The sequence below is a fragment of the Xenorhabdus griffiniae genome (assembly GCF_001028135.1).
Lineage (GTDB): Bacteria > Pseudomonadota > Gammaproteobacteria > Enterobacterales > Enterobacteriaceae > Xenorhabdus > Xenorhabdus bakwenae.
The window spans coordinates 15,225-35,172 of the sequence record NZ_LDNM01000075.1 but is presented as its reverse complement, the minus strand read 5'-3'; the positions used below and the strand labels follow the sequence as shown (position 1 = coordinate 35,172).

Annotated in this window: 22 protein-coding genes and 4 pseudogenes; 13 read left to right on the top strand and 13 right to left on the bottom strand. The window is 44.7% G+C overall.

Annotation, left to right across the window (positions count from 1 at the left end):
* Positions 1-65 precede the first annotated feature (65 nt).
* The 3 genes and pseudogenes from AAY47_RS23325 to ruvX form a co-directional block, all read left to right on the top strand.
* Positions 66-302 (top strand): annotated as a pseudogene (locus AAY47_RS23325) (tyrosine-type recombinase/integrase); the annotation flags it as partial.
* 121 nt (positions 303-423) lie between these two features.
* Positions 424-987, top strand: a complete 564-nt coding sequence (locus AAY47_RS14585; protein ID WP_047770866.1) for a YqgE/AlgH family protein — start codon at positions 424-426, stop codon at positions 985-987.
* Positions 987-1,409, top strand: a complete 423-nt coding sequence (gene ruvX, locus AAY47_RS14580) for a Holliday junction resolvase RuvX (protein WP_047770860.1) — start codon at positions 987-989, stop codon at positions 1,407-1,409. The genes AAY47_RS14585 and ruvX overlap by 1 nt, the downstream gene beginning before the upstream one ends.
* A 72-nt stretch (positions 1,410-1,481) precedes the next feature.
* Here the strand turns inward: ruvX and AAY47_RS14575 are convergent.
* Positions 1,482-2,481: pseudogene (locus AAY47_RS14575) on the bottom strand (type IV pilus twitching motility protein PilT).
* A 22-nt stretch (positions 2,482-2,503) separates the two neighbouring features.
* On the opposite strand from AAY47_RS14575, the gene AAY47_RS14570 reads away from it, so the two are divergent.
* From AAY47_RS14570 to hemW, 5 genes are all read left to right on the top strand, one after another.
* A complete protein-coding gene (locus tag AAY47_RS14570; RefSeq protein ID WP_047770859.1) occupies positions 2,504-3,199 on the top strand; it encodes a YggS family pyridoxal phosphate-dependent enzyme in 696 nt (231 codons plus the stop codon).
* A gap of 65 nt (positions 3,200-3,264) precedes the next feature.
* Positions 3,265-4,086: a pyrroline-5-carboxylate reductase gene (gene proC, locus AAY47_RS14565; RefSeq protein ID WP_047770858.1), complete on the top strand. Its 822-nt coding sequence runs from the start codon at positions 3,265-3,267 to the stop codon at positions 4,084-4,086.
* A 32-nt stretch (positions 4,087-4,118) separates the two neighbouring features.
* Entirely contained in the window at positions 4,119-4,682 is a 564-nt protein-coding gene (locus AAY47_RS14560) for a YggT family protein (protein WP_047770857.1), read from the top strand.
* Between the two features lie 44 nt (positions 4,683-4,726).
* The gene (locus AAY47_RS14555; RefSeq protein ID WP_047770865.1) at positions 4,727-5,320 is read left to right on the top strand and encodes an XTP/dITP diphosphatase; all 594 of its coding nucleotides are present in this window, start codon (positions 4,727-4,729) and stop codon (positions 5,318-5,320) included.
* A complete protein-coding gene (gene hemW / locus AAY47_RS14550) occupies positions 5,313-6,443 on the top strand; it encodes a radical SAM family heme chaperone HemW (protein ID WP_047770856.1) in 1,131 nt (376 codons plus the stop codon). Before AAY47_RS14555 ends, hemW begins: the two co-directional genes overlap by 8 nt.
* 44 nt (positions 6,444-6,487) lie before the next feature.
* On the opposite strand, the gene AAY47_RS14545 is transcribed toward hemW, so the two are convergent.
* A complete protein-coding gene (locus AAY47_RS14545; RefSeq protein WP_047770855.1) occupies positions 6,488-7,039 on the bottom strand; it encodes a 3-isopropylmalate dehydratase in 552 nt (183 codons plus the stop codon).
* On the bottom strand, positions 7,036-8,334 hold the full coding sequence (locus AAY47_RS14540; RefSeq protein WP_047770854.1) for a 3-isopropylmalate dehydratase large subunit: 1,299 nt from the start codon (positions 8,332-8,334) through the stop codon (positions 7,036-7,038). Before AAY47_RS14540 ends, AAY47_RS14545 begins: the two co-directional genes overlap by 4 nt.
* A 223-nt stretch (positions 8,335-8,557) precedes the next feature.
* On the opposite strand from AAY47_RS14540, the gene AAY47_RS14535 reads away from it, so the two are divergent.
* The gene (locus AAY47_RS14535) at positions 8,558-9,475 is read left to right on the top strand and encodes a LysR family transcriptional regulator (RefSeq protein WP_047770853.1); all 918 of its coding nucleotides are present in this window, start codon (positions 8,558-8,560) and stop codon (positions 9,473-9,475) included.
* A gap of 72 nt (positions 9,476-9,547) precedes the next feature.
* On the opposite strand, the gene AAY47_RS14530 is transcribed toward AAY47_RS14535, so the two are convergent.
* The 10 genes and pseudogenes from AAY47_RS14530 to AAY47_RS14485 all read right to left on the bottom strand — a co-directional run.
* Positions 9,548-10,327: an L-threonylcarbamoyladenylate synthase gene (locus tag AAY47_RS14530; RefSeq protein ID WP_047770852.1), complete on the bottom strand. Its 780-nt coding sequence runs from the start codon at positions 10,325-10,327 to the stop codon at positions 9,548-9,550.
* Between the two features lie 40 nt (positions 10,328-10,367).
* Positions 10,368-10,856 (bottom strand): YbhB/YbcL family Raf kinase inhibitor-like protein, encoded by a 489-nt coding sequence (locus tag AAY47_RS14525; RefSeq protein WP_047770851.1) that lies wholly within the window; start codon positions 10,854-10,856, stop codon positions 10,368-10,370.
* A gap of 250 nt (positions 10,857-11,106) precedes the next feature.
* Complete coding sequence (locus tag AAY47_RS14520; RefSeq protein ID WP_047770850.1) at positions 11,107-12,051, bottom strand: siderophore ABC transporter substrate-binding protein; 945 nt, start codon at positions 12,049-12,051, stop codon at positions 11,107-11,109.
* 128 nt (positions 12,052-12,179) lie between these two features.
* Positions 12,180-12,917 (bottom strand): DUF2884 family protein, encoded by a 738-nt coding sequence (locus AAY47_RS14515; RefSeq protein WP_047770849.1) that lies wholly within the window; start codon positions 12,915-12,917, stop codon positions 12,180-12,182.
* Positions 12,918-12,954: 37 nt separating this feature from the next.
* Positions 12,955-13,881: a glutaminase B gene (gene glsB, locus AAY47_RS14510; protein WP_369813297.1), complete on the bottom strand. Its 927-nt coding sequence runs from the start codon at positions 13,879-13,881 to the stop codon at positions 12,955-12,957.
* Positions 13,882-13,972: 91 nt separating this feature from the next.
* Positions 13,973-14,299, bottom strand: a complete 327-nt coding sequence (locus AAY47_RS14505; protein WP_047770847.1) for a YggL family protein — start codon at positions 14,297-14,299, stop codon at positions 13,973-13,975.
* Complete coding sequence (gene trmB / locus AAY47_RS14500; RefSeq protein ID WP_047770864.1) at positions 14,299-15,018, bottom strand: tRNA (guanosine(46)-N7)-methyltransferase TrmB; 720 nt, start codon at positions 15,016-15,018, stop codon at positions 14,299-14,301. Before trmB ends, AAY47_RS14505 begins: the two co-directional genes overlap by 1 nt.
* A 473-nt stretch (positions 15,019-15,491) precedes the next feature.
* Positions 15,492-15,749, bottom strand: coding sequence for a helix-turn-helix domain-containing protein (locus AAY47_RS14495; protein ID WP_047770846.1), 258 nt, complete (start codon positions 15,747-15,749; stop codon positions 15,492-15,494).
* A 249-nt stretch (positions 15,750-15,998) separates the two neighbouring features.
* A pseudogene (locus AAY47_RS14490) lies at positions 15,999-16,875 on the bottom strand (integrase domain-containing protein).
* A gap of 28 nt (positions 16,876-16,903) precedes the next feature.
* Positions 16,904-17,446, bottom strand: a pseudogene (locus AAY47_RS14485) (TIGR03749 family integrating conjugative element protein); the annotation flags it as partial.
* A gap of 187 nt (positions 17,447-17,633) precedes the next feature.
* Between AAY47_RS14485 and AAY47_RS14480 the strand changes: the two are divergent.
* From AAY47_RS14480 to AAY47_RS21335, 4 genes are all read left to right on the top strand, one after another.
* Positions 17,634-18,905 (top strand): tyrosine-type recombinase/integrase, encoded by a 1,272-nt coding sequence (locus AAY47_RS14480; protein WP_047770845.1) that lies wholly within the window; start codon positions 17,634-17,636, stop codon positions 18,903-18,905.
* A 138-nt stretch (positions 18,906-19,043) separates the two neighbouring features.
* Positions 19,044-19,250 carry a helix-turn-helix transcriptional regulator gene (locus AAY47_RS14475; protein ID WP_047770844.1) on the top strand — a complete coding sequence of 69 codons (207 nt, stop codon included), beginning with the start codon at positions 19,044-19,046 and terminating at the stop codon, positions 19,248-19,250.
* Between the two features lie 109 nt (positions 19,251-19,359).
* Positions 19,360-19,545, top strand: a complete 186-nt coding sequence (locus AAY47_RS14470; protein WP_047770843.1) for a hypothetical protein — start codon at positions 19,360-19,362, stop codon at positions 19,543-19,545.
* Positions 19,538-19,948, top strand: a complete 411-nt coding sequence (locus AAY47_RS21335) for a hypothetical protein (RefSeq protein WP_083446759.1) — start codon at positions 19,538-19,540, stop codon at positions 19,946-19,948. Before AAY47_RS14470 ends, AAY47_RS21335 begins: the two co-directional genes overlap by 8 nt.

The window sequence follows — 19,948 nt, the reverse complement described above, 5'->3', positions numbered from 1 at the left end:
GCATCGGAAAAAAAGATGGCACTATTTGCTGCTGAAAAAGGGGACGTCCATCACATCACTACACAGACTTACCCCGTGGACAAGCCGTACACGTCCTGCGTCACACATTTTCCGCTCATTTTATGATGAATGGAGGAAATATACTGACTCTACAGAAAATCATGGGGCATGCCAGCATTCAGCAAACTATGGTATGCGCCCACTTTGCACCTGACTATTTGCAGGATGCTATAAAATTCAATCCACTAAAAGGAAGCATCCACATTCCATCCACACTCGTGGATGAAAAAAGGGGTTTATAGCGTCCCGATAATGTTTTAATTCATTGAAAAATAAGTATAGCCCTTGTATAAAGGGTTATATTTTTCCCCCATTCTGTGGGCCAGTCATTCTTACATTGCCAAAATAATTATCAGAAAACACATGAATCTACAGCATCATTTTCTTATTGCCATGCCTTCGCTCTCTGATCCTTATTTCAATCGTTCTGTGGTTTATATCTGCGAACATGATCAAAACGGGGCAATGGGTTTAATTATCAATAAGCCAATAGCCAGCGTTTCTATCCAGAGTATCTTACAAAAATTAGATATCACCCCTAAGGATAGGGAGAGTGCGATCAATCTCAATCGGCCAGTGATGGCGGGTGGCCCTCTGTCTGAAGAGCACGGTTTTATTTTGCATACGCCGCAATCCGGTTTCAGCTCCAGTATTCAGATCTCTGAACACACTATGGTCACGACATCCAAAGATATGTTGGAAGCTCTGGGCACATCGCGCCAACCAAAAAATATTTTGATGACCCTTGGATATTCAAGCTGGGAAACGGGTCAGTTGGAAAGGGAAATTATGGAAAACAGTTGGCTTACTGTCAGCGCTGAATCTTCCATCATTTTTGATACCCCTATCACTACCCGCTGGCGTGAAGCGGCTTCTTTGCTGGGGGTTAATATTCATAATCTCTCATCACAAGCAGGACACGCCTGATGAAAAACCGGACAATCATTGCTTTTGATTTTGGAACTCGCAGCATTGGCGCTGCCATCGGGCAAGAAATTACAGGTACAGCCAGGGCATTGACCTCTTTCAAAGCTAACGAAGGTTCTCCCAATTGGGAACTTATTGGGAAACTACTTAAAGAGTGGCTGCCCGATCTGGTTATTGTTGGCCTGCCACTCAATATGGATGGTACAGAGCAACTTGTCACCGCGCAGGCGCGTAAATTCGCCAACCGCATACATGGGCGCTTCGGAGTACAAGTTGAACTGCACGATGAACGATTGACCACCGTGGAAGCACGCTCTCACCTGTTTGATCACGGTGGCTACAAGGCACTGAATAAAAGTAAGGTTGATGCCACTTCTGCGGTTATTATTCTGGAAAGCTGGTTTGAACAGCAATATCAGTGATACCAATACTTATAATAACCCTGTCCGTAATAGCCATACTGAGCATCAGGCATGGCTGTTACTGCAAACGGTTTATCCCAGCAACCCCAACGAATTACGTTGTTGTCGGCTTTGCTCGTAAGTTTGCATACCACAATTTGCCCCTGTCTGCATTAATGATGCTATTTGATGATTCTTGCCTTCCCTTATCAAATGACTAACAGCCTGATTAATGACTAAAACTTCATAAATAGCCACCCTGCCCCCCCTCTTTAGCAGGCAGCAGTTGCTGAGAAATTACTGCCTTTAAGCTTCCGGCCAACTGACTGCAAATCCACGCTTTTTCTTCTGCACAAAAAACATCCACCAAGCGATCTATCGCCTGAATTGCACCGCGGGTATGCAGCGTCGACAAAACCAAATGCCCCGTTTCAGCCGCTGTCAGAGCTAACCTGATCGCCTCCTTATCCCGTAATTCTCCCAGTAGGATCACATCAGGATCCTGGCGTAATGCGCCTTTTAGTGCGGTTTGATAATCCGTGACATCTTTACCCATCTGTCTTTGCTGTATCAAACAATTTCGGTTTTGGTGAACAAATTCTATGGGATCTTCCAGCATGATGATGTGCTTACAAACATGGCTATTCAAAGCATTAATCATCGCTGACAACGTCGTTGACTTACCGCTTCCCGTCGCGCCTGTCACTAATATCAATCCACTTATCTCCTGCAAAATAAGATGCTGAATAATGTCAGGCGCATAGAGTTGTTCTAATGTCGGACATTTATTCTCAATCAGTCGCAATACCAATGATAAATGAGATTGTTGATAAAACAGATTTCCCCTGAGTCGCTGTTTATCTGGCATCGTTACCACAAAATCGACATGACCGTGCTTATGTAACTGCTGTTTCTGCGCATCCGATAATATTTCTTCACTCCACGTTATAAGGGTATTGGATTGAATTTCCTCACATTGTCTTTGTGGGTATAACACACCATTGATACGCAGAACCGGAACTTGTCCGACACAAAGATGCAGATCGGAAGCATTATGCTTTACACTAAGGGACACCCATTTTTCCATATTCATTTTTTTATCTCCTGAGTCAACTATGAACAATATCGAACAAAATCTTCACGATGTCAGGAACCGCATGACACTTGCAGCGCAAAAATGCGGACGTTCTCCAGAAGAAATTACCTTGCTTGCAGTCAGTAAAACCAAACCTGTGGATGCCATCGCAGAAGCTATAGCCAATGGCCAGCGAGAATTTGGTGAGAATTACGTTCAGGAAGGGGTTGAAAAGATCCAACACTTTAATAACCGTGACGATTTAGTATGGCACTTTATTGGCCCACTACAATCTAACAAGAGTCGCCTGGTGGCAGAAAATTTTGATTGGTGTCATACCGTTGACAGGGCAAAAATTGCCCAACGTTTAAGCGAACAACGTCCTGAAAACAGGCCGCCTCTTAATATCCTGATCCAGATTAATATCAGTGGAGAAGAGAGCAAATCTGGCATTTTACTGGAAGAGTTAACCGAATTGGCTGCAACTATTAATGGATTACCTAATATGGTATTGCGCGGCTTGATGGCAATACCTGCACCGGCAAATAACTTTAAACACCAAATAGCCATTTTTCACCAAATGGAACACGCATTTATTGGGCTAAAAGCGAAATATCCTCACGTTGATACACTCTCAATGGGTATGACGGATGATATGGAAGCCGCCATTACTTGTGGTTCCACACTGGTTCGGATTGGAACGGCAATATTCGGTGTCCGTCAGTACAAGTCTTAATATAGAAAATGAAAAACACCTGATTCAATACCTGAAATTAACTGATTAATAGACGAGATTATCTGATGGAAAATCGTAAAATCACCTTTATTGGCGCAGGAAATATGGCTCATGCCATCATTGCCGGGTTAGTCAGAAAAGGTTATCCTGCTGAACTCATCACGGTGTGTTCTCCAACTACCACCCGCCGTGATGTGCTGGTAAAAGAATATGGCATTAATAGTCAGAGCGATAATATTCGTTACGCGCAAGAAGCCAGTGTCATCGTTCTGGCAGTTAAACCGCAAATGATGGCAGAAGTTTGTGGATCACTGTACTCACACGTCGATTTCAATGGAAAACTGGTTATTTCTATTGCTGCTGGTATTCCCGTTCCTCGTTTTTATACGCTCTTGCAAGATAACCTCAATATTATCCGCATCATGCCAAATACCCCTTCACTTGTAGGGCAAGGGATGAGTGGGTTGTTTGCACCAGAGCATATCGGGCAGGCTGATCGCAACTTTGCAGCATCGCTAATGAGCTGTGTCGGGAAAGTCTGCTGGGTCAATGATGAAAACGGTATCAACGATATTATCGCCATCGCAGGCAGTGCCCCTGCTTATTTCTTCCTGTTCATGGAATCGATGCAACAAGAAGCGGAACGTCTGGGATTTGACAGTGAAACAGCCAGAGAACTTGTCCTGCAAGCAGCCATAGGTTCAGCTAAACTTGCTGAAACGCAAAAAGATCTTCCTTTTGCTATCCTGCGTGAGCAGGTAACATCTAAAGGCGGTACAACGGCTGAAGCATTACGCATTTTTTATGAAGGCAGGATGCCTGAAATTGTGTCCAATGCCATGCAAGGCGCCATCCGCCGGGCACAGGAAATGGAAAAATTATTTTAATTCAATTGGTTTAATTCAATCAGGGCTGCTACATGCAATTCTTAAATTTCGTCTTTTTCACCGTTCTGGATTTATATATCGCCGTTTTACTGCTGCGTGTCTGGATGCAGTGGGCACGTTGTGATTTTTATAATCCATTCTCACAATTTATTGTTAAAATTACCCAACCTGTGGTACGTCCATTACGCAGATTCATTCCTGCCATTGGTCCCATTGATACCACGTCAGTGCTTCTCTCTTATCTGCTGATTCTTATCAAGATCTTGTTACCTATATGGTTAACCACAGGGCAATTTCTCATTCCTTCTGGTGCCATATTTTTGTTTGGATTGATTGAATTACTGACCGCTGTCGGAAAGCTCGTATTCTGGTTAGTGATCGCCCGTGCGTTATTAAGCTGGATCAGCCAGGGACGTAACCCGGTGGACTATGTCCTGCTTCAATTAACTGAACCACTAATGGCACCTATCCGCCGCATTATCCCTTCTATGGGCGGTCTTGATTTCTCTGCCATGATTGTCATTCTCATTCTCTACGCACTGAATGCCCTGCGTTCCGATGTGATGGCATGGCTGGCTTCAATATTTGCAGGTTAATTAAATAAATTAATGGGATACACAGGTTAATTAAATAAATGGCAATGAAAAAAGTTGTTCTCGCCACGGGAAATACAGGTAAGGTACGCGAATTGGCTGATTTATTAGCTGATTTTGGCTTAGATATCGTGGCGCAAACTGAATCAGGTGTGGACCCAGCCGATGAAACAGGTCTCACTTTTATTGAAAACGCCATCATTAAAGCGCGCCATGCCGCCGCTGTGACGGGGTTACCTGCAATTGCAGACGATTCAGGGTTATCGGTTGACGCATTAGGGGGTGCGCCAGGTATTTATTCCGCTCGCTATGCGGGCAGTAATGCCTCTGATCAGGAGAATCTGGAAAAATTATTGCAAGTTATGCACGATGTTCCTGACGAACAGCGTCAGGCTCAATTCAATTGTGTGCTGGTCTTCTTACGCCATGCAGAAGATCCGACTCCTCTGGTATTTCATGGTCGCTGGTCAGGCATGATTACCCGTGAACCGGCCGGAAACGGCGGATTTGGTTATGATCCCGTTTTTTATGCGCCTGAATTTGACTGTACAGCAGCCGGGCTAACCCGTGAGCAAAAAAATGCCGTTTCACACCGTGGGAAAGCATTAGCAATGTTGTTGGAAGCCATGCGTAATGCTTAAGTTGCCACCTCTGAGTCTTTATATTCATATTCCGTGGTGCGTGCAAAAATGCCCTTATTGTGACTTTAATTCACATGCCTTAAAAGGGGATGTGCCGCATCAAGAATATGTCGAACATCTATTGGCAGATTTACAGGCGGATCTGCCAATGATTGGTGATCGTGAGGTATCAACGATTTTTATCGGTGGGGGAACCCCTAGCCTGTTAAGCGCCGAAGGTATGCAGCGATTGCTTGATGGCGTCAGGGCTTCACTGGCACTTTCGCCGCAAGCAGAGATTACGATGGAAGCCAATCCGGGAACCGTTGAAGCCGATCGTTTCAGTGCTTATCAGCAGGCAGGGATTAATCGCATCTCCATCGGCGTACAAAGTTTCGGTTCAGATAAACTTATCCGTTTAGGGCGTATTCATGGCCCGGAAGAGGCCAGACGAGCAGCACAATTGGCTGACGGGCTTGGATTACGCAGTTTTAATCTGGATTTGATGCATGGCTTGCCCAACCAGACACTCCATGAAGCACTGAATGATTTGCGTCAGGCTATTGAGCTATCTCCCCCCCACCTGTCCTGGTATCAACTGACGATTGAACCCAATACCCGTTTTGGCTCCCGCCCTCCGGTTTTACCGGATGATGATGCGTTATGGGATATTTTTTCCCAAGGCCATCAATTACTGACGGAAGCAGGTTATCAACAATATGAGACTTCGGCCTATGCCAAATCGGGTTATCAATGTCAGCATAATCTCAATTACTGGCGTTTCGGTGATTATCTGGGGATTGGTTGTGGCGCACATGGTAAGATTTCGTTTGCCGATGGTCGTATTCTCCGTACCGTGAAAACCAAACATCCACGCGGTTATATGCAAGGGCGTTATCTGGATCAACAAAATCAGGTGGATAATAAAGATCGTCCATTTGAATTTTTCATGAACCGTTTCCGCTTGCTGGAATCGATGCCACGTCAGGATTTCAGGGATTTCACTGGCTTACCGGAAAGTGCCATTCGCCCACAAATTGACGAAGCATTGTCGAAGGGTTATATCACGGAAAGCGATACACACTGGCAAATCACTAAGCACGGAAAACTATTCCTGAATTCCTTACTGGAGCTGTTTCTTTAAGAAAAAACTGCACCTTAAAATTCAAGGGGTGCAGTTTTCTCACATTATTTAATTCTGCCTGACGCACGAGCGTAAGAAAATAACCCTCCGGCAGAGACAATATTAGCAAGTTCACCAATAGGATCGGTTTGATATTTTTCACCCTCTTTCAACAGAATGACTGTCTGGTTTTCAATATCAATCTCAATACTGTCTCCCGTGACTAATTTTTCACACAAGCGCTCTTGAGCTGCAACAGGCAATAACTGTCCGGTTGATACACAATTTCGGAAGAATATACGGGCATAAGATTGGGCAAGAACCGCTTTCACACCCGAAGCACCTAATGCGGCAACCGCATGTTCACGCGAAGAGCCACAGCCAAAATTCTGCCCTGCCACAATGATCGGATATTTCGCTTTTCCTTTATTTTCATCAATAAAAGGCAATGAACCTTCCGGCAGTCCACACATCGCCAGCGAAGCCAGTTGGGCATACCCTTCAGGAGTGGAAGGGTTGACCTTGAGATATTCGGCTGAGAGGATCTGGTCAGTATCAATATTATCGGTCAAGACATACACCTCACCCCGAATGATATTGTCCTTTAACTCACTCATAAAAACTCCTCAGGATTTGTTATTTGACCAGTAATAGCTGCCGCAGCAACAGAATAAGGGGAAGCCAGATAAATGTTGGCACGTTTATGCCCCATTCTGCCGACAAAGTTACGATTGGTGGTGGATATCACTGATATGGGATCATTGACACGGCCAAACGTGTCTGGCGGGCCACCACAACAAGCTGCACATCCTGATTCAGCGGAAAGTTTCACACCTGCATCACTTAAAATTTGATAGACAGAAACACCATCGATTTGGGTGGTAATCGTTTGATGGAAAACTTCTTTTGTTGCAGGGACTGCATAAGTCGGAATTGCGACTTTATGCCCTTTGATAACGCGCGCTGCTGCAACAAAATCCGCCAACTTGCCCCCCGTACAAGAGCCAATATATGCCTGAGAAATGGCGACATTAGCGACTTGATCAATAGAAACGACGTTATCCGGCGAATGGGGTTTGGCAATTTTTGGTTGCATCGTGGAAACATCAATATTTAACACACGGCTATATTGTGCATCCTCGTCAGGGTAGACAATGTCAAACGGGAGATGATTGCGTTCTGCCAGATAATCCAAAGTCGCCTGATTGGGCACCATAATGCCGTTTTTCGCCCCACACTCAACAACCATATTGCAAATTGTCATGCGTTCTTCTACCGATAACTCATCAATGACGTTACCGCCAAACTCTATGGCCTGATAGGTCGCACCATCAACCGTCAACTCTGACAATACAGATAAGATCATGTCCTTAGCCAAAACATGGGCTGGCTTGGTTCCGGTAAAATTGATCCGAATGGTTGTTGGCACCTTAAGCGGAATTTCTCCCGTTCCTAACGCATAAGCGGCGTCAGTAATACCTAACCCAATGGCAAATGCCCCAAAAGCACCCGCGGTCACCGTATGAGAGTCTGTACCCAGTAACACTTCTCCGGGGCGAATATGCCCTCCTTCTGCAAGCCCTATATGGCATACACCTTTATATTTGGGCGTTCCAACGTCATAAAAATATTTTATGTTCTGTTCAGCAGCAAATTCACGCATAACCCGAATGTTCTGGTTAGCTTGTGAGTCAGCCGAATAGACAAAATGGTCCGGGATCAAAATAAAACGTTCAGGGTCCCATATCTTTGCATCTTGCCCGAACTCCTTTTTAAATACGCTGGCTACACCTGGTGTGCAGGGATCGTGAGACATCAGAATATCCACTTTTGCCCAAACCACTTCACCCGGAGTGACTTGTGCTCGCCCGCTTGCCCGTGCAAGAATTTTTTGTGTCATAGTTTGGCTCATCTCACATTGCCCTCCGAAAGATAAAAACAGACTCAATAGATTGTCATCCTAACAAGATTACAACGCCTTAACGTAGGGAAATACCATTGCATCGCTTACTGTTTCCAGTATGGGACAGTTGTTCACAAAATGGGAAATTCTTATCCATTGAATTTGGCACGTCACTATAGGTTATGTGATATGTTATAGGGTGGTTCCCACGCGTAAATCATCAGGTTATTACATGAATAATATTGAGAATCTTACCTCAATGGTGGTCTTTGCCCGTGTTGTAGAGACACTGAGTTTTACTGAAGCAGCACGATCGTTAAAGTTATCTAAATCTTCCGTCAGCCGCGAGATTGCACAATTGGAAGTCAGGTTAGGCACCCAATTGCTCAACCGCACTACGCGCAAAATTCAAGTGACAGAAGTCGGGATGAGTTATTACCAATACTGCCACCGGCTCCTTACCGAAGCCCAAAATGCTGAACATTTTATCCGTAATTTCCATGAACAACCGATGGGCAGTTTACGCTTGATTGCTCCAGTCTCCTTTGGCAGCCAATGTATTGTACCCGCCCTGAATCACTTTATCGCCGGAAATATTCATATCAGCGTTGATCTGGAACTGACCGACCGAACCATTAATATGGAAGAAGATCAATGCGATATTGCCATCATCATAAGGCGTGAAACGCCACAATATCCACTTGTCATGCCTTTAATTGATATCACGTGGGGACTTTACGCGACCCCAGACTATATAACCCAATTTTCCGCAATAGAGAAACCCGAAGATCTTCCTCGTTACGATTACCTGCTATTTCGTGGCCCTGCACATACTATTTCCCTGCCATTCCGTAAGGAAAGAAATAAGCTCGATATTGAAGTACGTAGTCGGTTTCGTATCAATAACAGTGTGGCGTTAATGCGTTCCGCTCTGGCTGGGGCTGGCATTGCCTATCTACCCGACTATGTTACCCATGAAGCTGTGGCAGAAGGGGAATTAGTACGGCTTCTCCCAGAATGGGATATGGATGTTTATCAGGCATGGATACTGTTTAAATCAGAAGATACGCTATCTTCGCGGGTACAACAGTTTGCAAACTCTTTACAACGTAAGCTAAGGCAAGATTTGGAGAACGGAAAAAAAGCGTAGCTACGGATATTAATGCGGGTACAACTGCACCCGCCAAAGATATTCTCTGTAAGAAGTATTAATCAACAATAATTAATAGTAATTGCCGTGACGATAATCCCAAGTCGTGAAAATATCAGACATCATCGCCATGATTTTATGTACATCCAATCCCTTGCGGATTAATACCGGACACGGGGTAATATCGCGTTGCCCTTGTTGCAGCGGAACTAATTGACCATCGTCATCGACCATTGAAACCATAACGCCTTGTTCATAACGGGTTTGCTCAGTTTCATTTTGCTGGATAGATTTGACATAGTCATTAGCACAGATAATCAGATCGGCCCGCTCTTCTATCCTCTCACCGATACACTCAACCAGTCCACGATTCCCCTTACCCGATGGGTTAGCTGAACTGGCAAAAGAGAATTTGCCATATTTATCCCACAGTTCTTTCGCCAGAATTTCGCCGGGCTTGCCAAATTTAATCACGAAACAGCTCGTACCACGCTGATCCATCATCAGTTCTTTAGAACCATCATCCGGGATACGGGCTATCGCTTCTTCTTTCCACGGCAAAATACAACCTAACAGTACGTCTTCATTCCAATGTCTTTGATACAGTTCTTCAATTTCCGCGTTAAGTTGAGCCAGCTCTTTCAACTGTTCCAAAGAACCACATAAAACCACACCGGGCTTGTTACGATTACGCTGTTTAGCTTCAAATTTACGCTCCAGACCTTGTGCGTCAGATGTCATGATAATGTAGCCAACTTTAGTTGGGCAGACGATCATACCGCCGGTATTAGAAAGGATCTCTACCGCTTCCGGCTGTAACCCATAGTTCCATTGAATTTTTTTGCTGCTCATATTGATACCCCTTACTGGAAACGGAAGAATTATTAATCGGTTAGCGCTGGTAGTAGCCGGTAATCGAAGCTGTTGCCAAGGTATTGGCTTGGATCATAAAACGCGCAACGGCATTGGTTGTTTCAGCATCAACTCCCGGTAGTATTTCTACCGATAAGGCATGTACAGTAAAAATATAGCGATGGGCTTTATCCCCCACAGGCGGGCAACAACCACCGAAACCAGACAGACCATAATCATTCCTGCTCTGAATTGTACCGATTGGTAATTGGCTGCCATCACTTTGCCCGGCATTTGCAGGTAAGGATTGTGTTTCAACGGGAATATCGAAAGCGACCCAATGCCAGAAGCCACTACCTGTTGGTGCATCAGGATCATAGACAGTTATCGCAAAACTTTGGGTTCCGGCTGGTGCGTCCGCCCAGAAAATTTCGGGGGAACGGTTATCACCATTGCCATCAAATTGATTAAATTCATGCTCTTTTTTCAAGAAATCATTATTCTTAAATTCAGTTGAACTAATAATCATGCTTATGTTCCCCATTGGATGCCTTTTGAAATATCCTAACGCAGATTTTCTGTGCCGCAAGGCTGAGTCATGATTTAACTTGATTGTTTCAATTTAGGAACAATAACAATTTAGGAATAATAAGTGAGTCACGAAGCGATGTCGGCAGGATCTCTTTCTCTGATGGCTTAACAAATAATAAAACTACCCCGAAATCTGACTATGCAGACCTCAGGGTAAAGCCAAAGGAAAAGAATTTTAATTTACGAATTTACAATGCATTAGCAACGGCATTGATTTGTCGCGTCATGCTATCCAAACCCCCACCAGACAAGTACCAGAGATCAGGCTGTAAGTACACTATCTTGCCGTTTTTATAGGCATGCGTTGATTTGACTTGATCATTTTCAAACTGCGCTTTTTCTAACTTACCTGCGCCAATGGCTTCACTCCGGTCGATAATAAAAATCACATCAGGGTTAGCTTGTGCAATCATATCCGCCGTCACAGCCCGGCTTTTGTCTTTGTCCGATTTAGCCGGCAATACAGCACGAGGTGCTTTCATCACATTATAAACAACAGCCTGATTATTAGGGTATAATTCACCCGCATTATGCAGTAATACTAATACTTTTTTGTTCGCTACTTTCGCTTTTTCCTGAGCGGCTACAATCGTTTTTTCCAAATCAGCAAATTGGGCTTTCACAGTATCCTGCTTATTAAATAGTTCACCCAACAATGTGAGATTACTACCAACGGATGACTGATAATTTTTATTATCCATACTTAAATTAATGGTGGGTGCTATTTGTGACAGACTTTCATAGAAAGCACCTTGACGACCAGTAATAACAATCAAATCTGGTTTGATTTCCGCTAATTCTTCCAAATTTGGCTCTTTCATTCCCCCGGCATTGTGCATAGTTGCAGGCACACCATTACGCACATATTCAGGTAAATTATTAATGGGTAATGCAATCACCCGATCAGACAATCCCAGTTTCACCATCGAATCGTACGTTCCAAAATCGAACAAAACCACCCGTTTGGGATTCTTTTTAATCTGAATTTCACCGGAAAGATGTTTTACCGTGACGTAATCACCAGACTGAGCGGTCACTGAATTTGGCGTAAATAATTCTGGTGACTGACTGAATGCAGAGTAACTGGTAGCAGAAAGCAGTGATGCAATAATAATGGGCAGGATTTTTTTCATTAGTTACACCTAAATTAAGCCTATTAATAAGAGGTGACTTGCATTCTAGGTGGCAGCGTTAATATGTCAATAAAATAAGAATCAATTTCATATTGATTCTTATTTGCTTTGAAGGTAAGCAGCCTATTTCACTTAATCGCATTTATAAGACTAATGCGCTGTTGTTCTAATTGACTGGCTTTGCTACACACTTCCGCTTTTAAACGTTTTAATTCTTGTTCCTGTTTTTTCCATTCTGCATCAAAACCATTTTGCATGCCGCCTAACCCGCCAAGAAGAGATATTAGCATTTGTTTGCCGTCACCATTCTGCTCGCTATTTTTACGGCTCATTTCGTTAATGCTATCTTGCAAAATACCACCAAGGCTCTGTTCAATCAGTTTTCGGCCTTCAGGTTCTACCTGTTTGACTGCCTGAGCATTAAAAGCAAAACCATTCGCACGGGTTTCAATCACTTTATCAACTTGTTTACTGAGACCTGATTCCAATTGAGACAAACGGTTACGAATATTACTTTCCTTGCCCATCGTTTCGACTACCACTTTGTCCAGTGACTGCCGTGCATTTGTCAAATGACTTAGCGCTTCTTGCTTAACCCAGGGCAAATTCTGACGGATCGTCTGTTGATATTGCAGGGCTTTGCTACGTTGTTCTATATTCAGCGATAACACCTTGCCGTCTCTGGTTATGGAACCATCAGGCAATATCTTTAAGTTTCCATTCGCCCCTGTAATCTGGACAGAATTTGGTGTGACAATAATGTCATCATTAAGCGTCGCATGACATTCAGAACTTGCCTGTGCCTGAGTAACCATGGCCTGGGACACAAATAACAATGATGCCGCAATCGTGATCCTGCGTAACATACGTTCTCCTGATTTCTAAGGTTAAAACACTGAAAGGTTAAAAAATAGAGCGTCCTATACGCCCGGCTAATTTTTCCAGTGCCGCACAACCTGCCAATGAGTTACCGGATTTATCCAGTTCAGGCGACCACACCGCAACCGTAAACTCTCCCGGAACCACACAGATAATACCGCCACCAACCCCCGATTTCCCTGGCATACCGATCCTGAAAGCAAACTCACCAGAACCATCGTACATACCACATGTCAACATAAGCGCGTTAATCTGGCGAGTTTGTCGAAGACTTAAAATTTGTTGGCCGGAACCCATCATTCGTCCCTTATTGGCTAAATAAATAAAACATTGAGCCAATTCAACACAATTCATTTTTAAAGCGCAGTATTGAAAGTATGTTTGCAGAACAGTAATGACATCATTCTCAAAGTTACCGAATGATTTCATCAGGTAAGCTATCGCAGCATTGCGGCTTGAATGCTCCATTTCTGAACGGGCAACGATATCATCATAGGAAATATTTTTTTGCCCAGTGAGGCTACGGACAAACTCCAGCATTCGATGTTTAGGCGCACTCAAGCGGGATTGCAGCATATCGCAAATAATCAAGGCTCCCGCATTAATAAAAGGGTTGCGGGGAATTCCCTTTTCCAACTCCAACTGTACCAATGAGTTAAACGGTTGTCCTGAAGGTTCCGTACCCACCCGTTGCCAGATATCCTCTTCCTTATAACGAGTCATCGCTAATGTTAAGCTCAACACTTTAGAAATGGATTGGACGGAGAAGCGTTTTTCTGCATCTCCCGCTTTAAAAATTTGCCCATCTACCGTACAAATGGCCATTGCCAAACTGTTTGCCGGAACTTCTGCCAGAGCAGGAATGTAATCTGCTACTTTTCCCTGACCAATCAAAGGGCGTACTTCTTCTAAGATATCTGCCAACAACGAATTAGAGAACCTTACCTTCACCACTTTTTCTCCAGACAAACAGGGACTCCCAAAGAGCCCCTGCATACAGCGCTATTTTTACGTAATACGCTTTTTCTTATGCAACAGCGAATCAATCCCACCACACATCAAACAGTTCAGATGTGATAACGTCTTTCATACCGCGATCTTTCAGCCAATTCTCAACCAACTGGCACTGTTCTGCCGTACATTTGCCGATTTTTTGCAGGCAGATAATGCCTTCCCATTGCAAATAACCGCTGGCATCCAGAGCAAGGCCATTTGGCTCGATCAGTTCTTCAATGAAGGCATCAACCGTGCTATCAACAACCTCAACGGAGGTATCAGCCGGAAAACTCCACTTTACTGAAAAACCCAATTCCTGAAATTCATCAATACGTAATTTTTTACGCAGACGACGACTACGGTTTTTAGCCATTATTTTACCCTCTCAAACATTAAATCCCATACGCCATGGCCTAATCGCTGACCACGTGTCTCAAATTTTGTGACCGGGCGCGACTCAGGACGTGGCACATAATCACTGTTTTCCGATAAGTTGCGATACCCTTCTGCGATACTCATCACCTCCAGCATATGCTTTGCATAAGGCTGCCAGTCGGTGGCCATATGGAAGACACCGCCGATTTTCAGTTTACTTTTAATCAGTTGAGCAAATTCAGGCTGCACAATCCGACGCTTATTATGACGTGCTTTATGCCATGGATCAGGGAAGAAAAGCTGAACCATCGCCAGACTCTGATCCGGGATCATATTATTCAGCACTTCAATGGCATCATGGCACATCACTCGCAGATTACTGAGATTTTCATCTTCTGCGGATGCCAAACACGCTCCAACCCCCGGCGCATGAACTTCGATTCCCCAAAAGTTTTTATCTGGATTTTCGCTTGCCATTGTGACCAATGATGCCCCCATACCAAAACCGATTTCCAGCACAACAGGGGCTTCACGGCCAAAGATTTCTTCCATATCAGACAATTCTGCCTGATAGTCCACTCCCATCTTTGGCCAGACATTATCAAGTGCTTGCTGCTGACGACTCGTTAACCGGCCCTGCCGACGTACAAAACTGCGGACACGGCGCAAAGCCCTGCCATTTTCATTATATTCCGGTGAAATTACGTTATTTATCATGGTACTTTCTGTCAGTTTTAAAGACATTTTTTCAGGCATCCGGGACTTTATATACCTAGGGATTGCCCAAAGAGAGCGCAATTATGCAAAGATGGCTGAGTTTATCAAGTTCAGTGTCCATAAGCACAACTTTAATGCTATGTTGGCGTACTGCATAGAATTAATTATTTAATTAATTGATATTAAATATAAATATTCATACTGTTTTAAATTTTATACAAACTCCTATACAACTTACTTTGTGCTAAGAAGCTCCACCAATATTATTATTCTGTTGGTATTTTTTCGACCTGTGATCCGACGCTTCCACAATCAAAATCAGGTTAGTCCCCTAGCCGTTCCAACTCTATGAAGCGGTGCAATGTATTGTATCAGGAGTTATTGAGAAAATAGTAATGACTGTTTCTGCGAGTGAGAAGATACCCCGCTACGGCTATCTTCCCTGTGATTTTTAAATGAAGGACTGACTATTTTTATGACTTATTGCGAACCTTACGTTCAATTAGTTGACCACGTTGATCAAAATAACGACTAGGCCAGATCTCAGAAGGATGTATTTCGAGATAGTTAGCGATGATCCATTCGCCTTTAGGCCACTGCCTGCTGAGTGCATTTGCTAAGGTTGATGAACTGAGTCCGGCTTCACGAGAGAGAGCTGCTAAGGTTGTACCACGTTTACGTAATGCGGCGATAATATCGGCCTGATGCCAATCATTTCTAACGTTATTCATTCCTGCTACCCCTTCCATTAATTAATATTGATGGTGGCGATTCAGACGGGGTTCGCAGTACCGGGACACTCGTCCGGCGAGACCGAAGTCTCCCCCACCTGAACCACCATTGAAAAGGCGATAACAGGCACACTGGTAGAAACATCCTACCAGTGGAGTGTCTTTAAGGCTGCGAAACCTTACCACTAGATTTTGCTAATGGCGGAAATACTTTAACTGATTGTTTTATCTAACTCAATAACCGGACGACTAAGTTGAACGGTTATAAACCCGTTCAACATAACGCCCACGGCCGTCACCATGTCCCAAATTCATTGAAACCAGTGCCCGTGCTTCCTGACGGCTGAAACCATTCTGTTGATAAAAACTCAGCGCATCCTGCGCCCACGCATAGCGCAAACTGTGGGGGAGAATGGCAACCGGTTAAACCAATCTTTGTGGTCTGTGCCCGCCAGTAGTTCATGGCCTGTTTGAGATCGGGTTTATCAATCAATCTGCCGTTACGTTGTTCTGCGATAGTAATCGCTTGCTCGACAGCAACTTTGACCGCAGCAATATCCAATACACGGGTTTGTCTTGGTCGGCCACCTTTTGTACCGAAAACAACATGCAGTTTTGGTTCTGGTTGTTCTAATTGTTTACGCCAGCTTTTCAGTGAAGCACTGCATTGCACCGCTTCCTGAGAACGCAATCCCAGCAAGCGGGCGAGTTTCAGTGTGACGGCAAATCCGGCATCACGTTCAAGCGCTTTCTGATAAACAACCTGAAATGTGGCATCAGGGATCGCCTGTTTCGTTCCGGCGCGGCTGGTTCCGCCTAATCCCAATGCCTGATTGCTTAAACGCGGCGAGGTTTCGAGTTTCTCCCGGCCTGCCATGCGGAAAATATTGCGCAGCGCAGCCATTTCATTTTGCACAGTGCGCTTGGCTATTCCCTGAGATAAACGGGCACTAACATACTGTTCTACATGTTTAGCTTTCAAATTATTAAGGTTTTTAACCTGAATATTCAGACTCAATAACAACGCGCCCAAACGTCCTGCGATCCGAATACGGTCATGGCAGGTCTTATGACTGCCGCCACCTTGCCGGGCAAAAAATTTTAATTCTTTAATCAATCGACTCATTGGCTTCCCCTTGCTGATACCTGACAACCTACAATCTCTGGCGCGCGACCGTTCTGGTAAAACAGAAAAGACCTGCCTTGCCCTTGATCGATACCGTCGTATCCTCCGGTGACCCCGTTTCACCCAGCCAGCGATGCTGGAACGTGGCGGCCACAAACTGCCCCTGTAATGCTCGCGGGTCGAGGGGGATAGTGCGTTTGGCCGTATTGCGCAGTTTCAGCGCGATGACCGTGTGAGGGTGTGATCGCCAGCCTGCCAGCGGCGTAATCGCAATCGGCTCTGATGGATAGAGTGTCGTAATAGGTGAGACCAAATGCAGATTCACCGGCTGGATGCCTGCCACCGGCTCGACAGTACGCAACGGGGCATACAGTTGCTGCGCGGTATAGCGGGTTAAGGCGACCGGAACGGGCGCTGATAATTCGACTTTGCGCTGACGCTGTGGTTCTTCTTTTGACGTAGCATGTTTTTCATCCGAATAAATAATCCGTACCGGCTCTGTTGTTGGCCCCGTTTTAGCTGCCGTAATATCCAGTAAAATGATTTCACCGTTTTCGCTGTCCTGCAATTGGAACTAGTTCCACTTCCAGTGAAGTCTAGCTAAGTAAAATAATTTTTATAAACTACAACAAAATCAGTGTGATCTCTTATTTTTACGTCTCGTTTAGTCTGTTGCAATCAATATGCAGCGAGGGGCATAATCTGGGGCATTTACCATTTGATGATGACTATTATTCGATTACAGAGATGCTCTAATAATGAAACTCACCGCCCGACAGGTTGAAACCGCAAAACCCAAAGAAAAAACTTACAAGCTAGCCGATGGCGGTGGTCTCTATCTGGAGATCACGTCACGCGGATCTAAATATTGGCGCATGAAGTACCATCGCCCCACCGATAAAAAAGAAGACCGGATGGCGTTTGGTGTCTACCCTGCCGTGTCATTAGCCGAAGCTCGTGCTAAACGCGATGAAGCTAAAAAGCTGATGGCTCAGGGCATTGACCCTAAAGCAGAGAAAAAAAGTACGTCTTCTCTGGCTAAAGTGAACACCTTTGAACAAGTCGCCCGTGTTTGGCATGCCAGTAATAAGCGCTGGGATGAAAATTACCGTCAGATAATACTACATAACCTTGAAAAATATATTTTCCCCAGCATTGGCTCACGTGACATTACCACATTACGCACCAGCCAACTGTTAGCTCCAGTCAAAGCCATTGATGAACAGGGCAAACATGATACCGCTCAACGTTTATGCCAACGTATCACTGCAATTATGCGATACGCCGTCCAGAATGATATTCTGGAATTCAATCCCGCTAACGACATGGCCGGCGCACTGACTACCGCAAAATGTCACCACCGCCCGGCGCTGCCCCACGAAGATTTACCTGATTTCCTGAGACGCTTATCCGCCTACCGTGGACGCTTAATATTCAAAATAGCCGTCGAGCTGACACTATTATCATTTGTTCGCATCAGCGAATTAAGATTCGCCCGCTGGCAGGAAATCGATCTTGAAAATGCCGTGTGGAAAATTCCTGCCACAAGAAAAGCCATTGAAGGCGTTAAATTCTCTGAACGGGGCATGAAAATGAAAACTGAGCACATCGTGCCGTTAAGCCATCAGGCGGTTCGGCTTATCAAAACCCTGCACAAACTGAGCGGTCACGGTGATGTGATGTTCCTCAGCGCTCACCATTCCACGAAAGTTATAGATGCAGCAACGGTTAACAGAATTTTACGCAACATAGGCTACGATACTAAAACCGAGATATGTGGACACGGATTCCGCACAATGGCACGCGGGGCTATGGGGGAATCAGGTCTTTGGAGTGATGACGCCATCGAGCTCCAGCTCAGCCATATCGAACGAAACAGCGTTAGAGCAGCGTATATCCACACGTCTAAACATTTGGATGAACGGCGGCTGATGATGCAGTGGTGGGCGGATTATCTGGACGCAAACCGGGAAAAATTCATCACGCCCTATGACTTCGCCAAACCGCTGCGCGACCGAAAAAACCGATAATGCAACCTAACAATTAATTCTCATCGGGAGAAAAAGAGTTAACGCTGTTCATTATGTCTTGTTTTTTTCAATAATCCGCCTGTCATCCAACAACGTCCACGATGAGCGCTCAAGGACTCGGTAACAGGAGAATAAAACATGACAATGGCAGCATTGAAAACCAGCATGATCCGTCTGCCGGAAGTGCAACGCAGAACGGGTTACAGCAAAGCGTGGATCTACAAACTGATTAGCGACGGAACATTTCCACAGCAAGTTAAAATCGGGCCTCGCTCAGTGGCCTTTATCGAAGCAGAAATTGATAACTGGATTGCTCAGCAGATCGCCGAATCACGGGCAGCATAACGAATAAGAGAACATGACATAAGAAGAAACGGACTATAAAACACAACGCCCCGAAGTGCGTCAACACTGCGAGGCGTTTCACCAACAATCATTAAGAAAGGTAAAAATGATGGCTGATACACAGTCTAACCAAACTCGTCCTAAATTTACACACCAAAAAGCATCAGGCAATCAAAAATTGTCTGATATCTCCCCTGCTCTCACTATGTTGGCGAATAGTGAACATGCAACGTCTTTGCTAGCTGGCTGTTCTTCCCTGATAGCTGTTTCTTTTCAGGAGGTGAGCCATGAGTAAGAAACCGATCTCACTAAAACAGGCACTACATCGTGCGAGTTTGGGCGTTTCACTCTTCTTGTTCATTAGCAAAAAAGCCAAAGATGAGCGCTGCGAAATCAACCTAAATAACCTGATTGCGCTGGTGCACAGCATTCATCATGAGGTTCACCGCGCCTTATTGAAACATGCACCGCAGCCGCCGATGAATAAATTATTAAATGGCCTTGTTCACAGAAAATCCGATTCATTGGATCAGGCATCGTTTCGGGCTGGTTTGTGCATGTCTTTATATGAAACCGTGCTTGAACAGGCCAACCAACACTGTTCGGAAGAGTTACGTGATTTGCTGTCGCTGGCCTGTGATATCAATCAGGAAGTCTACTATTCGCTTTATGCGGCAGTTAATGGTGAGGACGAGTGA